Source organism: Streptomyces aidingensis (assembly GCF_900112355.1).
In the GTDB taxonomy this organism is placed as follows: domain Bacteria; phylum Actinomycetota; class Actinomycetes; order Streptomycetales; family Streptomycetaceae; genus Streptomyces; species Streptomyces aidingensis.
The window spans coordinates 66,119-82,077 of sequence record NZ_FOLM01000015.1; the positions used below are offsets into that span (position 1 = coordinate 66,119).

Annotated in this window: 7 protein-coding genes and 1 pseudogene; 4 read left to right on the plus strand and 4 right to left on the minus strand. The window is 68.7% G+C overall.

Annotation, left to right across the window (positions count from 1 at the left end; translation table 11 throughout):
* Positions 1–212: 212 nt before the first annotated feature.
* The 4 genes from BM242_RS30940 to BM242_RS23070 all read left to right on the plus strand — a co-directional run bounded on the left by BM242_RS30940 (position 213) and on the right by BM242_RS23070 (position 4,710).
* Complete coding sequence (locus tag BM242_RS30940; protein ID WP_093840830.1) at positions 213–2,543, plus strand: McrB family protein; 2,331 nt, start codon at positions 213–215, stop codon at positions 2,541–2,543.
* A gap of 38 nt (positions 2,544–2,581) precedes the next feature.
* On the plus strand, positions 2,582–3,841 hold the full coding sequence (locus BM242_RS23060) for an McrC family protein (protein ID WP_175541540.1): 1,260 nt from the start codon (positions 2,582–2,584) through the stop codon (positions 3,839–3,841).
* A 153-nt stretch (positions 3,842–3,994) separates the two neighbouring features.
* Positions 3,995–4,237, plus strand: coding sequence for a hypothetical protein (locus BM242_RS23065; protein WP_425443915.1), 243 nt, complete (start codon positions 3,995–3,997; stop codon positions 4,235–4,237).
* Positions 4,238–4,290: 53 nt separating this feature from the next.
* Complete coding sequence (locus BM242_RS23070) at positions 4,291–4,710, plus strand: hypothetical protein (RefSeq protein ID WP_093840832.1); 420 nt, start codon at positions 4,291–4,293, stop codon at positions 4,708–4,710.
* 74 nt (positions 4,711–4,784) lie between these two features.
* On the opposite strand, the gene BM242_RS23075 is transcribed toward BM242_RS23070, so the two are convergent.
* The 4 genes and pseudogenes from BM242_RS23075 to BM242_RS23090 all read right to left on the minus strand — a co-directional run bounded on the left by BM242_RS23075 (position 4,785) and on the right by BM242_RS23090 (position 15,837).
* Positions 4,785–5,306, minus strand: coding sequence for a hypothetical protein (locus tag BM242_RS23075; protein WP_093840833.1), 522 nt, complete (start codon positions 5,304–5,306; stop codon positions 4,785–4,787).
* A 10-nt stretch (positions 5,307–5,316) separates the two neighbouring features.
* Positions 5,317–10,002: an RHS repeat-associated core domain-containing protein gene (locus tag BM242_RS23080; protein WP_342746996.1), complete on the minus strand. Its 4,686-nt coding sequence runs from the start codon at positions 10,000–10,002 to the stop codon at positions 5,317–5,319.
* Positions 10,003–10,036: 34 nt separating this feature from the next.
* Positions 10,037–14,701, minus strand: coding sequence for a glycosyl hydrolase family 18 protein (locus BM242_RS23085; protein WP_175541541.1), 4,665 nt, complete (start codon positions 14,699–14,701; stop codon positions 10,037–10,039).
* A 375-nt stretch (positions 14,702–15,076) separates the two neighbouring features.
* A pseudogene (locus BM242_RS23090) lies at positions 15,077–15,837 on the minus strand (transposase family protein).
* Between the last annotated feature and the right edge of the window lie 122 nt (positions 15,838–15,959).

Consider the following 15,959-nt stretch of genomic DNA (forward strand, 5'->3'; position numbering starts at 1 on the left):
GCCATTCCCGGCTTTTGGGCGCTCACCCTTGGCCGTTCTACCGATGGCCAACGCGTACCTGCCACCGCTTTCCCCGAACGGGTGAACATCTCCCTGAGATTGAGTTCGGAGAAGCTCTCCTGTCTCGGCAGCCGCGCGCCGATTGTCGGTGGTGGCCGTTATGTTGGGGACCCAGGAGCCGGAAGACGGACGAACAGCCGAGGGGGCGCGTCATGACAGCAGCCGTCGAGCTCAAGGCGCGGGCCGTGATGGGCGCCATGAAGGTACTGATCCAGCAGCCCACAGGGCACGGGCTCGCCCTGGCGGATGTGTGGGACCAGCTTCTTCGGGAAGATCCGGCTCTTGCCGACGAGTGGGTGGCCGCGACCGGAGAGCCGGTGACCGTGCTTCGGTCCAGGATGAGGTTCGGAAGCATCGACGTCGGCAAGGCCGGCTGGCTGCGCAAGGACGGCCGGGTCTGGCGGCTCACCGCGCCGGGGCGTCGGCAGGTCGCCGCCCTCAACGACGATCCGGTGGGCTTCCTGACTTTGGCACATGAGCGCTTCTCCTACTGGGACCAGGAACGTGCGTCCTTCGACCGCGCCGGGGAACTGCTGGAGGCGCTGACCGACGACCGTCGCTGGGTCGCAATCAAGGACCTGGCGGCGGCGGTCGGGCTGGAACCGGAGCCGTTGCGCGACTGGCTGCAGAGCGCGCGTCCCACCGGCTGGTATCTGGCGCTGGACAACGATGGTGAGGTCTCCTCCGAACTCGGCCTGGAGCCGGGCGAGTACGACGAGTGGCGTTCCCTCCTGGAGCGGGACGGTCTCTACGACTCCGCCGCGTCGGGCGCGTACGCGGTGCGGGCGGTGCTGGACCGGCAGGCCACTGTGGCTGTCCTCCGGGAACTGGACTCGGCGCTCGCCCCGGCCGCGTCGGCCGCCGAGCGGCCACCCCGCCGGGCCTGGCTGATCCGTGGCAGTGACCCCCGGGGCATGGCGCTGATCAGCGGCCTGTGGCGGGACAAGGGTGTCTGCACCGTGCCCGCCGATCGTCTCCCCACTCTGGCCGAGGGGGCCGGTCCTGCGGAGGTCCGGGAGGTGGTCGAGACTCACTACTCGGACCTGAACCAGGCCCGGCGCGCCGAGACGGTCACCACCCTCCACACCTTCCTGTCCCGGATGCGGGAAGGCGACATCGTCGCCACCACCGACGGCGACCGGGTCTATCTCGGCACGGTGGCCGGTCCGGCGGTGCAGACCGCCACCGGGAGCGGCACCGTGCTCCAGCGGCCCGTGGAGTGGCGCAACCTGGACAGCCCGCTGGGGCTGGTGGACCTGCCGCGTGCCCTGGCCGGACCGCTGGGCAATCCGAACACGGGACTGGTCGATCTGTCCGAGTTCACCGGCGACCTGGAGGTGCTGCTGGACGAGGACCCGGAGCAGGCTCCCACGGACGCCGGGGACGCGGCCGAACTGCCCGATGCCACCGAGGAGCTGGCCGAGAAGCTGACCATGGAGTCGTCCATGGATTGGCTGGACGATTGCGTGGCCCTTCTGCGTGACCGGCCCCAGCTCATCCTGTACGGGCCGCCCGGCACCGGGAAGACGTACACCGCTCTCGCCCTTGCCCGCCACCTCACCGGCGACCGGGAGGCCAACGTCAAGCTGGTGCAGTTCCACCCGGCCTACTCCTACGAGGACTTCTTCGAGGGCTTCCGGCCGCGCGCCGTGCCCCTCGGCTCCGGACCGGCTTCCGGCAGCGGCGGAAGGGACCGCACCGGCGGCAGGCCGCAGCAGGGGAGTCTGTCCGACGCCGGATCGGGGATCGTCTTCGATCTCGTTCCAGGCCCGCTGAAAACCATGGCCGAGCGGGCGCAGCGCAGCCCGGGCGAGATCTTCGTTCTGGTCATCGACGAGATCAACCGGGGGAATCTGGCCAAGGTGTTCGGCGAGCTGTACTTCCTGCTGGAGTACCGGAACGAGTTCGTCCATCTGCTCTACGGCTCCGACGAGGGACGACGCTTCTGGCTTCCCCGCAATCTGGTCATTCTCGGCACCATGAACAGCACGGACCGTTCCATCGCTCTCATGGACGCGGCCATGCGCCGCCGCTTCTCCTTCATGGAGCTGCACCCCACCAAGCCACCAGTGAACAAGGTGCTCACCACATGGCTGGAGCAGCGGGAACTGCCGCAGGACGCCGCGAAGCTGCTGGACGCGCTGAACCGGCGAATCGAACAGGCCCGGCTGGAGGACGCCGACTTCCGGATCGGCCCCTCCTACCTGCTGCGGCCCGGCCTGCACCGGGACCCCAAGGGCCTGGAACGGGTGTGGCGCCACCAGATCCTTCCCCTGCTGACGGAACTGCACTGGGGCGAGGAGGTCGATATTGAGGCGGAATACGGCCTGGCCGCGCTCCGTGAGGAGGCCGGCCTGACGTCCCCCGCATCCAGCGCCCCCGCCCCCACCAGCACCCCCTCCACAACTGCCGCCCCCTCCACTACCACGGTCCCCACCGAGGACGGCTCGCCGCTCCCGGCTGCCCGGGAAGCCACCCCATGACCGGCGGCCCCCGCCGGCCGAGCGGTCCACCGCCTCCCGTGACGGTTGCCGAGGGCGACGAATGGAGCACCTGGGCACTGAACGCGGCCCAGGTCGACACCCTGCGCACCGAGGCGGAGAAGTACGTGCAGATTCGCCCGGCGGGCCGGGGCGCGGACGGCCGCCGGTGGCAGCTGCGGGCGCGCCGCACGGTCGGCGCGGTGCGGCTCGGGGCCGGGGAGGGGACGGTACAGCTCCATATCGCGCCCAAGGTCCCGGTGGACCGCCTGCTGTTTCTCCTCTCCTACGCGCAGGACCGCCGTGCGGTCTGGGATGCCGGACCGGTGGACGGCGCGGCACGCCGGGAGCTGTTCCCGGTGCTGGCCCGGCGTTTCGCCGAGCTGGCCGAGCGGGCCCTTGGCCCCGGGCCGCTGACCGGGTACCGGGACCGGCAGGCCACCTCGATGATGCTCCGGGGGCGGCTGCGGGCCGCCGCCCAGCTCCGTCGCCGCCCCGGTGTCGCGCTTCCGCTGGAGATCGCCTACGACGAGCACACCACCGACATCCCGGAAAACCAGCTCCTGCTGGGGGCGGCCCGCCGGCTGGCCCGGCTGCCCGGCCTCGAACCACGGGTACGGGCGCGGCTCCGGCGGATCGACGCCCGGCTCGATGGCGTGACCGCCCCGCAGCCCGGTGCCCCGGTGGCCGAGTGCCGGCCCACCAGGATGAACGCCCGCTACGGCCCGGCCCTCCAGCTCGCCCGGCTGGTCGTGCGCGGCTCTTCCTTCGAGTACCGCGACGGCCGCCGGGTCCGCGTGGACGGCCTGCTGCTCAACATGGAGAAGGTGTACGAGGAGTTCCTCGCCAAGGCGCTGGGCGCGGTGCTGGAACGGCGGCTCGGCGGACGTGCCATGGCCCAGCCGCGCCGCACCCACTATCTGGACGACCGGCGGAAGCACGAGCTGCTGCCGGACCTGGTGCACCATCTGCCGGAGCCGGACGGCGGTTTGCGTCCCGTGATCGTGGCCGACGCGAAGTACCAGGAGGGCATCCGGTCCGCCAATCTCTACCAGCTCCTCGCGTACTGCATCCGCTTCGGCCTCTCCGAAGGACACCTGATCTGCGTTGATCGAAACGGGGATGGAGAGGGGGACGCCACCATGGTGCGCATCCCGTCGGGCGGCGCGAGCGGCGCGATCATCCTCCACCAGCACGTGCTTAATCTCGCCCTGCCCCCGCCCGCACTCGCCGCCCGGCTGGAGGAACTGGGCTCCCGGATCATCCACGCCCGCACGACCGCAATACGACCCCGGCTCTGAACCAAGACGGCCTGTTCCCGGTCGGGTTGGCAGGACCGCAGCGTCGGGGGGATGCGCGCCGGGTAGGGATTTCCGGACGGACTTCGGTGGCACGCCATGGCTGCGAGGGGGAACGTGTCGACGGGGGAGGGCGTCAGTCCCGCACAATTGCTCATGCTCGAATACCAGGCGGTGAAGGACGAGCAGCGCGCGCGTATCGGATTCCGCGACAACCTGCTCTATGCGACCTTGGCCTCCATGGCCGCGATCATCGCTGTTGCGGTTCCGTCCGGCGAACGGGTTCCGGTGCTCCTGCTGCTGCCGCCCGTCTGCGTGCTCCTGGGGTGGACCTACCTGGTCAACGACTCCAATATCTGGTCTACAGCCAGGCCGCGGACGAGAAGGCGGACGTACTGAGTGCGGCATGCGAAGCCGCCCCTGAAGTCACGGCCGCGCTGGACACGGAGGAGGTGTACACGGCACGCCAGAACTTCGAGGAAAAGGCGGGCCGGTGGCTCAGCACCCGGAACCTGGCCCGGCATCAGCCGACCCGGGGACGGTACGGGGAGTGGCGGATCACCCTTCCGGCGAAGAGCTTCGGCGAGGATGCGGTGCTGCCCCTCAACAAGCTCGGCTCTTTCGTGGTGCTGGAGACTTCGTTCTTCCATGTGTGGTGTTCCGACGAGCGAGCCCGCAGGGAGGCGCTGCTCGCGCGTCTCGACTCCATGCTGGGGCCCCGGAACAGTGTCGACCGGGACACCGTCGAGTCGTTCATTGCCAAACTCAGCCATCAACTGGGCCTGGGCAACCTCGACGTGGCGGACCTGCCTCAGGCAGCGGTCCGGGCAGGGCGGCGCAGCCTTGCGGACCAACTGAGGCGGCTCTCGTGATCAGTGATGCGGCTGGCATCACTGATGCCAGGTCACGTGCCGGGTGAGGCGATGTCGTGCGCGGGGTCGTTCTCTCACTGCTGTGGTGCGGCGGTGAGGCCGAAGGCGTCGCTGCCGAAGCTCTTGAGGAAGTCCTGCACCACGCTGCGGGAGAAGGGGTCTTCGCGGGGGTTCTCCGGAGTGACGAGGGTGGCCGTGTAGTACTCGGTGAGCAGGAGGCTCGACCCTTCCAGGCGGTACGGGTCCTCGTCGGCCGGTACGGTCTGGCGTGCTCCGGTGAGTTCCTCGGCGTAGAGGGTGTCACTGTGGAGGCGGAAGAAGAGGGCGAAGGGTCCCTCTCCGGAGGCGTCCAGGGCGTACCCGTTCTCCTCCCAGAAGTCGTTCATCCCGGCGTTCTTGCAGAAGGTCAGGATGTCGGGATACTTCTCACCCCGCGTATCGGGGAGGGTCCAGGACGCGAGTCCGGCGGTGCTGAGTTCCTCTTCGTTGAAGAGAAATCTGGGCCACCGTTCCATCTGGAGCTGGATGAATCCACGGACCCGTGCGGGGAAGTCCGCTCCGCAGATGAAGGTGGTGTCGAAACCGGTGGGCACCATGTCCTGTTCCTCAGCTTGCTGTCCAGTCCGCAGTGGGACCGTGGTAGGAGATGTTCTCGTGCGGGATTTCCAGATCCTTCGGGCTGTACACCACGTGGTCCCCACGGCCCCCGCGGATACCCTGCAGCAGATCTCCGTCCATCTTGAATTCGATCATGTATTCAGACTTCTCGCGGGTGATGCCGAGGTAGGATTTGAATCCGCCCTTCTTCTTGGCGATATCAGCGGGGCTGAGGGGAGTCAGGTAGACCCCTTCGGGGTGGCCCTTGCCCGGCTTGCTGGCCTTGAGCAGGATCTTTCCCTTGCCGCCGCCGCTCATGATCTGCTGGTAGCTCCTCTTGGTGGTGAAGTGCCGTACGACCGTGCAGGCGAGGCCGAGCGGGTCGATCCAGAGGAAGGGGTTCGGGACGTAGTTGTAGTGGTGTGGACCGGCCGTCAGGCCAAGGGGGTCGGGGGAGAGGTAGCGGGCGACGTCGGGGTCGTAGTAGCGGTGATAGTTGTAGTGCAGCCCGCTTTCGTCGTCGTAGTACTGGCCGGGGAAACGCAGCGGGCATGCGGTGGCCTTGCGAGTGTCGCTCCTCGGTACGCCCCAAACGGTGGTGTTCAGCTCCCAGGCGATGGTGCCGGAGGCGTCCACCAGCCGGGTGGGTGTGCCCACGAAGTCGGTGATGACCGAGTAGAGGCGGATGTCTTCCGTGCCCTGCGGGGGTGTGAGTGCGGAGGAGCGGGCGCGGTGTTCCAGCTGCGCGACAGGGTTTTCGGTTTCCGGGTCGTATTCCCAGGCCGTGGTCGTGGTGTCCGGCGAGCCGGGGTGCTGGGTGGACTGTTCGGCCAGGCGGGTGCCGTCCCAGGTGAAGAGAGTCCGTGGCCCCGGAGTGCCGTCGGCCGCCAGATGCTGTTTCTCGATGCGGCGGCCCAGCGGGTCGTATCGGTAGAGCCATCGCGAACCGTCGGGGAGTCTGATCTCCCGGAGCTGGTCGTCGGCGTCCCACACGTAGCGCACCGTCCTGGTCGTCCCGGAGAGCGTCCTGGTGCGCCGGGCGATCACGCGGCCGGCCGCGTCGTAGTCGAAGCTGACGCGTCCGGCCGAGGCGATCGCGGCCTGCTGGTGTGCGCGCTCGCCGATCGAGTCGGTGTGTGCGGTGCCTTCGGCGGTCCAGTGGGCGCCGGTCTGGCTGCCGGTGCGGTCGTAGGTGTACTCCTCGGACCAGTTGGAGCCGTCGACGCGGGTGACGCGGCCGAGGGGGTCCAGGGTGTAGGCGGTGTCACCGGAGCGGCTGTCGTGGACGCCGCTGAGGACGTGGTCGGGACGGTAGGAGAAGGTCTTTGCGACGCCGGTGACGGGGAGTGTCTGCCGGGTCAGCCGGCCGGCCGCGTCCCAGTCCTGGGTGAGCAGGGCTTCCTCGTCCGCCAGGCGGGACACCTCTCTGCCTCCGGCGTCGAGCGCGAAGGTCAGTGTGCGGCCCGCCGCGGTGAGCCGCCGTTGGCGTCGGGACGGGTCATGCTCCCAGCGGACTTCGATACCGGCGGGGGTGATGCGCCGCACCGGGCGGCCCAGAGCGTCGAAGGCGGTGCGCAGGGCCCGGCCGTTGCAGGTCTCCGCCACGATCTGTCCCAGTCCGTCGCGCTCCAGGACGAGTTCCGCGTCCGGCCCGATGGCCCGGACGATACGTCCCGCGGGGTCGCGCCGGTACTCCGTCAGCACCCCTGCGGCGTCCTTGGCGACCACCTGGCCGAGCTTGTCCCGCAGGTAGCGGGTCAGCTCGCCCAGCGGATTGACCGTCTCCGTGAGCTCTCCTGCCGCGTTTCTGCGGTAGATGATGCTCCGGCCGTTGTAGTCGCGCTCGCCGGTCAGGCGGCCAAGGGGGTCACGGCGGTAGTCCCAGGACAGCCCCTGCGGGTTGGTGATGCGGGTGGTGTTGAGCTCGGTGTCGTGGGCGAAGGAGTAGACGGCGCCGTCCGGATCGATCCGGCGCCTGAGCAGGTCGAAGGCGCCGTACTCGAAGCGGGTGGTATTGCCCGCCGCGTCGGTGTGACGGGTGTTGTTGCCCTCCGGGTCCCACTCCCAGCGCTGCACGCCGCCTTCGGGGTCTTCCTGCCGGGTGACCTTGCCCTCGGTGCTCCACTCGATCCGGGAGACCGCACCGGAAGGGTGGACGATCTCGGCGGGTCTGCCCATGGCATCCCGGCGGTAGTGGGTTTCCGCGCCTGACGCCGTCCGTGCCCAAACGGGCAGCCCGGCGCTGTCGCACCGGACCTCGGTGGTCTCTCCGGCCGCATTGGTGGCCCGGGTCAGACCTCCGCCGGGGCCGAATGCGTAACGGGTGACCCCGCCCGCGGGGTCGGTGACGGATATCTGGTTGCCGGCGTCATCGTATGTCTGGTGCCACTGGGAGCCGTCCGGTTCCGTGATGACGACCGGAAGGCCCAGTTCGTTGTATTCGGCCGCGAACACGGTGCCGTCCGGGCGGGTGACCGCCGTCAGGTTTCCTTCCGCGTCGTAGGCGTAGGAGGTGTTCCGCCCCAGGGGGTCGGTCACCCGCAGGGGGCGGTCGAAGCGGTCGTACTCGTAGCGGGTGGTGGCGCCGGTCGGGTCGGTCTCGGCGACGAGCTGGTAGCAGTCGTTGAACTGGAAGACGGTGGTGTGGCCGAGGGAGTCGGTGAAGACCGTCCTGCCGTGCTCCGTCTCGTACTCGATGCGGCTGGAGAGGAAGGAGTCGACGCCTTCCGTGGCGACGCAGCGGCCTTCGGCATCGTAGGTGTAGCGGTACCAGTTGCCATTGCGGTCCTGCCAGCCGGTGATCCGGTGCCGGTCGTCGTAGAAAAGCAGTGAGGGCAGACCCGAGGAGTTGTAGACCTTGCTCAGGTTCCCGGCGTCGTCGTAGTCGTAGGCGATGAGCACCGGCTCCGCGGGGTCGCTCAGCAGCCGCAGCGCGGTCACCCGGTCGTCGTAGACCGACACGCCGAGGCGGTAGCCGCCGGAGTGCCGGATCTCCGTGAGAACGCCGGACTCGTAGTGGAATGTGATGCGGTTGCCGTTGAGATCGGTCATTGCCACCAGCGGCAGGTGGTGGCTGGGCACTCCGTCCACCGCGGCGAAGTGGAGGTTTTGGTGAGTGTCTCGTCGGCGGACGGACATCGCGCCTCCCGGCCGGCCGTCCCAGGAGAGCTCCCAGCGAGGCCCCTCGACAGGCAGCACGGGGAGGCGGGGGTCCGGGAGTGGCACCGGATAGTCCAGCACCATGCCGTCGGCCGAGAAGAACTGGGCCCCGGAGTCATCCAGGACAAGCCGCTGGTCGAGGGTGGAGGCCCAGGAGCGGCCGAAGCTCCGGCCGTCGGCATAGCTGGAGATGTGGTGGCGCTCGATCCGCAGCGGCAGGACTCCGGTCAGATCCACGTCCACGCTGTCCATGACCATTTCACCGGTGGCCATGTCAATCGGGTCGGTCTTGCAGACCTTGACCTCGACCGGTCTGCCGTTCCGGCGAAGAGTGCGACCAAGCCCTTTGACACCTTGCTTGAGGCCCTTGAGGCCGGATTTGACTCCCTTGAGGAGTCCGGCGGCGGTGGTCAGGCCTTTCATGCCCGGAATGCAGTCAAGTGCCGCAAAGGCGACGTCCCAGAGTGATGCTTCGCCGTTGGCATATTTGATGAGGGTGTCGGCGAGGACGATGAGGGCGGCGGCGAGGACCAGGAGGGCGAGGGGGCCGCCGATGATCATGGCGATGATGCCGACGACGGCGACGATGATCTTGCAGACGTTGACGATGGTGTCCCAGTTGTCGACGACCCAGTCGACGGCCTTCTGCCACCACTTCTTGTTCTGCATGCCCGCGTCGGAGGCTTCCTCCAGGTCGCGTTTGCAGCGTTCGGCGGCTTCCTCGCGGGCTTCCTTGGCCTGCTGGGCCAGGGCGATGGCGGCGTTGAGCTTCTCGCGGGCGTCGTCCACGGCGGTCTGGGCGTTGCCGGCGTCGAGCTGGGCGTCGGCCAGGGCGCGGCGGACCTCGGCGGAGACCTCTTCCTCGTCCGGCGGCTCGGCCTCCTCCTCGGCGTCCTCCAGGGCGGAGGTGGCGCGCTCCAGCCACGACTGGGCGGTGGCCAGCTCCGCGCGGGCGTCCTCGGCATCCGTCAGGGCCTGGTCGGCGTCGCGCTGGGCGTCCTCCAGCTTCGGCGCGTAGGTGAGCAGGGCCTGGCCGGCCAGGTCGTAGGAGGTGTGGAGTTTTTCGAGGTTGGGCGGGACCTTGTCGAACTTGTCCCGGTAGGAATCCGCCGACTCCCCCACGAACGCCGCCAGGGTGCCGTCCTCACCCAGGGCGCGGACCTTCTGCAGCGCGTCGTAGACGTCGTCGGCGAAGGTGGTGAACTTGTTCCCCAGCTGCTCGATACGGCTGGGGTCGCCGGGCGTGGGATCGCTGTCCATGTCCAGCGGCGACCAGTCCGAAGCCCGCCCCATGCCCCTCGCCCCCGTGTCGTCCGGCCTGCGAACTGTATGAGCCACCAAGCTAGTCGGGGTAGTTGCCGCGAGCAATATCCGCTGTGCGTGGGGTGACCGGGCGGGCGGGACACAGCTGTACTGGCTTCGGAAACCGGGCGCACATGTCCCGGTCGGTGTCCTGGGGCGTGATCTCCGGTGGGCCGCAGGGATCGAGGAGAGTGCTTCTGTCCGTGCAGCCGGCAGGACCTTGGACAGTCCCATGGCCGCAGGACGGAAGCACTCTCCCCTGATGCGGTCAGTCAGCGTCGCCGATCAGCTTCCAGGGCTCGTGGTCGGGGTCGGCCCCGGTGCCCGGGGCATTGCCCTGCGTCCACCACTTGGCCCTCCAGACCTTGCCGTTGTACTTGACCGTGGTCTCCTCGACCGGCTGGCTGGCCGGGGAGTAGATCTTGGTCTCGTCCCATTCCGCGGCATCGCAGCCACCGGCCGGCGGGGTCGCCGTACCGAGCCCCTTGAGGTTGTCGGTCACCGGCGCGTACGCCGTCCCGTCGATCGACAGACTGGTGTTCACCGGACCGGTGACCGGGAGGAAGTAGATGATCGGCAGGTCGAGCGACTTGCCGGCCGGAATGATCTGGCAGTACTTCAGCGTCGTGCTGATCCGGTGGAAGGTCGTACCGGGCGTCAGCCTCCACTGGCCACCCTCGTCACCGGTCAGCCAGTCGGCATCCTTGACCAGCGGTGACGTGGAGGCCGGAAGGTCGAACGACAGCGTCGTGTCCTTGCCACCGCCGAGCGTGCGCCCGGTGTTGTTGGTGATCCGGACGGTCGGCTGCAGCGGCCACAGATCCGCCGAGGTGGTCGGGTAGTCGACCAGCTCGACGCTCACGTCGGCGGTCACCGTCGGCGCGGCACCGGCGCTGCCGGTGCGCAGACTGTTGTCGTATGCGCCGCTGTTGCCCAGCTTCTCGTGGAGCCGGGTGGTCAGCGTGTAGCCCATCCCGCACGGGGTGTCCGGCTGGACCTCCACCGGGCAGGAGTAGTCACCACCGAGCTCCCAGATCATCACGCCGCCCGCGCCGGTCGCCTCGACCAGATCGGTGACCGCGTCGATGCCCTGCTCGTCCTTGGTCGACAGGAACACCCTCTTCTCGGCGTTCCAGAGCCACGATGTCTTCGTGGCGTCGTCCCAGTGGCGGATGTACTCGCCCGTGCGCCGGTCGGTGATGTCGGTCTCCGGCGTCAGCCCGACGCTGGGCGCGTAGACCGGCGTGATGTTGTTCTCCAGGTTCTTGGTGTGCCACAGCGGGTTCGTCCCGGAGCCGAGCTCGCTGCCGTTGTTGGTCTCGTCGTGCCAGATGTTGTCGATGCCGAGGGCGCCGTCGCCGCACGGCCGTTGGATGCCCGTGCCCGGCTCGCAGCCGTCCGGCTTCTGCGACGTGCCCCACAGACCGTTGGTACCGCCGGTCACGTTCCGCCAGCCGCGGGTGTAGTAGGGCACACCGATGTTGACGCGCCCGGCCTGCATCGCGCCGCGCATGTACGTCATCGCCCAACTGGTGTTGAAGTACCCGATGCCCCCGTACTCGGGAGTGGCGTACTGGTCGGCCAGTTCCGGATCCTTGCCGTCGTCGAACAGCGTCGCGTTCGGACCCACCACGTCGTTCCAGGTGCCGTGGTAGTCGTAGGACATCAGGTTGGTGAAGTCCTGGTAGGCCAGCGCCTTCTGGTTCGCCATCCCGCGGACCATGTAACCGGAGGCCGAGGACGCCGAGGTGAGCAGGTAGTACGTGTCGTCCTCGACCGAAGCCCGGTTCAGCGAGTCCCGCAGGGTCTTCATCAGCGCGGTGTAGGCCGTGGGCAGACCCGCGCGGCGTGGGTTCGCCACCGGCCAGTCGGCCGGATTGCCGGTGTCCTCCAGGACCGTGGGGTACTCGAAGTCGATGTCCACACCGTCGAAGCCGTAGGTGCGCAGGAAGTCCACGACCGAGTCCGCGAACGTGTCGATCCCGGCCTGGTTGACCGAGCCGTCGGCGTTGGTGGTCATCGCGTAGAAGCCGCCGGAACCGGCCCAGCCGCCGACCGCGATCAGCGTCTTCACCCGCGGGTGCAGGCGCTTGTACTTCGTCAGCAGGTTGAAATGCCCCTTGTAGGGCAGCGAGGGGTCCATCTCGGCGCCGGGCTCGCCGGGCCATTCCCTCTGGGTGGCGTTCGCGTCGACCGTGATCCGGTTGTTCTCCACCGTCGCGAACGCGTAGTTGATGTGGGTCACCTTCGACCACGGGATGTTCTTCACCAGGTAGTGCGGCGTGCCGTCGGCGCCCGTGCGGCCACCGTTGAAGTAGCCCACGATCCGGCGCTGCCGGCCCTGACCGAGCCATTCCCGGCCGTCGCTCTGGTAGACCTTGCAGTACGGCGTCGCCACGCCCGGCGTGGTCGCCAGACCTTCCGGTCGGCAGTCGCCGGACGCGTCCGGCCGCGGACCGCCGTCGTCGCCGCCGGGGTGCGCCTCCATCGGGTCGCCGACACCGCCATTGACACCGAGATCACCGGCACCGCCGATGCTGCGGCTGCCGTCGCCGTAGCTCGGCACCAGCCAGCCGTCGGTCTGCCCGGCCTCACTCGTCAGGGCCGCCTTGACCGTAGCGCTCGCCGTGGTACTGGTCCGGGTCACGGCGAAGTCCTCGATCCCGTCGCCGTTCAGGTCGGCGAAGGTGCCGAAGCCGTTGGGGAACGGATCGTCGGCACGGATCACGCCCAGCGAATCCCAGCCCTCGGTGCCGCTCCACGGAGCGCCGGTGTTCTCCCAGGCCCGGACCTCACCGGTCAGGTACTCGACCCGGACCGTGTCGGCCCTGCCGTCACCGGTGATGTCGGCGAAGGCGACCTGCGCGGCGGGCGACTCACCCGGACTGCCGAAACCCTCGACGGTGTCCCAGTCGCCCGGAGCCGGCATTCCCTCGCCCTTGTTCAGCCAGGCGCTGGCGAACTTCAGCCGGTTCAGCGTGACCAGGTCGTCGCGGCCGTCGGCGTCGAGGTCGGTGAAGTTCATGTCCCGCTCGTAGCCGAGATCGTTCGCGACGATCGTCGCGCTGCCCCAGCTGACCTCGCCGCCGCTGCTGGTGTTCCGCGACACCCGCATCGCGGCAACGCCGGTCGGTGAGTCGGCCGCCGGCAGGATGCGGATGTAGTCGTCCTTGCCGTCGCCGTCCAGGTCGGCGAAGTAGACCCGCTCCGGGGTGTCCCCGCGGTCGGCCGGGCTGATGTCGCCCAACGGGACCCCGGGCTCGCGCGGGTTGTCGTTGCGCCAGCCGGTGACCGTGCCGTCCGTACCGACCACCGCGTAGTCGGCCTTGCCGTCGCCGTTCAGATCGGGGAACCCGATCTTCGAGCCGGCCGCGGCGGCGTCCCGGATCTTGCCGAGCGGTTCCCAGACGTACGAGCGTCCGCTGACCATGCGGTGGAGGAACGCGATCCGGACACCTTCGGCGAAGGCGTGCGCGATCTTCTGATGACCGGCGTCGTTCGGGTAGATCTCGTGGACGATGTCCTGCGGGGTGACCGAGCCCAGCTCGACCAGCACCACCTTCGCGCCGCTGTCGAGCTTGTCCTGGGCGATCGTGCGGAGCGCCGAGTTGTAGGCATCGATCCGGGCCTGGTACGTGGGGTTCGTCGAGGGCGGCAGGGTCCCGATCAGGACCGTGGTCGTCGGCGAGGCGAAGTAGATCTCGTCCAGGAAACTCCGCATCTTCTCGGCCGTCGCCGTACCGTCGGCACCGCCGGCCAGATCCGCCGTGCCCGCGACCAGGGTCATCATGTTCGGCCGCAGCGTCCGCAGCGCGGGGATCGTCTCGGCCTTTATCTCGTCGATGCTTTTGCCGTCGAACCCCATGTGGTCGGGGTCGCCGGTCGTGCCGCTCTGCAGCTCACCGACGAAGTCCGTGCGCTTGGCGAGGAGGGTCGCGGCCGTCCCGATACCGACCACCGCAAGCGTGGTCAGGCCCTTGACAATGTCGTGCAGGTAATCCCGGAAGCCACTGCCGTCGGTGGAGTGCACACCTGCCGTGATGCCGTCACCGGTCGGCATCAGCCGGAGCTCCTCGATCGACGGGCTGGGACCGGCCGCGTTGAACCGGCCGGACTGGACCGGCCGGTGGTCGGAATCGCCCTCCGGCCGAACAGTGATCCTCGGCGCCTCGTCGAAGAAGTGGGTGGTGACGAAGTAATCCAGCACACCGCCGTCCAGGTGGGTCGCCTGGCCCGGGTCGTAGGCCCGCATGGTCGGCGGAAAGCTGGGCCGGTTATGGAGGATCCCCGGGTCAACGTTGAAGTCGCCACCGACCGTCACGTGGTAGGTGACGCCACGCTGGGTCCCGAGGGCCTCGATCCGGTCGTCGATGGCGTTCAGCAACGTCCCGGAGTCACCGCCGCCGCCGGACAGGCCGTGCACGGTGAAATACCACTCGTCGCCGAAGCGCGCACCGAGCGCGTTCCGGCCGGCATCGACCGGGTTGCCGACGACGATCAGCTCGTCGGGCGTCTCGGGCAGGACGAGCGCGATGTTGACCCGGCCGCCGATCCGGCGCGGGTTGGTCGCGTCGTCGGCGGTATGCAGGAAATAGACCTCACGGGTGGGATTGGCATGGCGCACAGCAGGGCCGACGTCCCAGGTATGGTGCAGCACGGTGTACTGATGCGTGTTGCCCTGGCTGTCGGTCGTGGTGAAGGTCTGGTCAGGCTGGCGGACGCTGTTCGAAGGCGGGTGCGGGCCGACCTCCTGAAGCGTCAGGATCGGCACTTGCAACGCCAGCCGCAGGACCGTGGTCCACTTGCTGCCGTTCCGATCCTCGTTATTGGCCCCCTGCATGTTCCAGGTGACCAAGGGCGTGATGCTGGCAGGATAATCGGTGGCGGCGGCCGGAGCAGCCGGAACGGCAAGTGCCGCCGCCAGCCCGGCCATCACCGTCAGCGTGGATATCAACCGGCGCAACAAAAGCCCCTCCTCATGCCTCTCAGCCAACACGCCAAAACACCCGGATAATTGACGGCCGGGCGGCCTCCCAAACAGTGGTTCCTGGCCATTCATGAGGCGGCGTCCGTCTGCTGATGCCCTACGAAGTGGGTCCTGGCGCCGATTTCGTGATTCGGAGGCTATGTCGGCCGAGCCCTCGGCCGCCGCGACGGGGGACGCCGGGTTCCATGAAGTTCCATGAAGCGGGAGAGCTCGATCTGCCCGCAGGGCCGCGGTGCATGGAGCCGCGGCAGGCAGGTCGGCGAGCGCCCGCAGTTGCGCGAAGGCCTCCTCCCACACGTCCCGCACCGACGACAGCGTTGATCATTTCCAGATCCCGTTGAGGGCGAGGGCGGCTCGGGTGATGTCGCCGATCCGGCTGTGGATGAGCGTGAGGTGTTGAAGGGTGCGCCAGCGCTGCCTGAGTTCGGCGGCGGCGCGCTCTCCGAGGACGCGAATACCTCTGATCAGGCCGTTCGTAGTTCGTGTGTCCACGTGCAGGGCATGCTCCGACTTTCCTTTCGGCGGCGGACTGGAACGAGGATGCCGATGCCGGCACCGATGTAGCCCTTGTCGCAAGGGTGGGCAGCCCGTCGGCCGCCCGCCTTGTACAGCGCGGGCAGGGCGTGAATGCGGGCGCGGTGATGCCGGGGGTGGAACCGGGCTCGACATCGGAGACCCACAGCGGAGCGCCGTCCGGGACCGCGAAGAACTGCACGGTGCCGCCGACTGTGCTTGCGGCTGAAGCACAGGTCGTTGCCGTTGTCGCGGACGCCGGCCAGGCGGTCGGTCTCGACGAATGTGCCGTCGAGGATCACGTGGGTCATGCCGGCATGTCGGCAGTGGTGAAGGACCTCGTGCAGGTCAGGGGCCTTCTCGGCGAGGAGGTCAATGCCCTCGTGCAGGTACCGGTAGCCGGTGGCCTGGAAGATGCCCGCGTCGCGGGCCAGGCAGTGCACGCAGCCGCGCTCACGGAACCGGCGCAGGACCAGCACCGCCTGGCGGAACGGGCCGAGCGCCCGCGATCCGCGCGGGGTGCCGGTCCGCCGCCGGTGCGCGGCCAGGAGCCGGGACGGGTACGCCACGACGTGGCGTTCCTCCGGTTCCGCCGTGCATCGACTGCGGTGTTCCCCCTGCTGCTGGCGGCAGGTCACTGCTGCGGGCACCGAACGGCGGACGATCAAGTTTTTCGAACAAGGTCGAACTG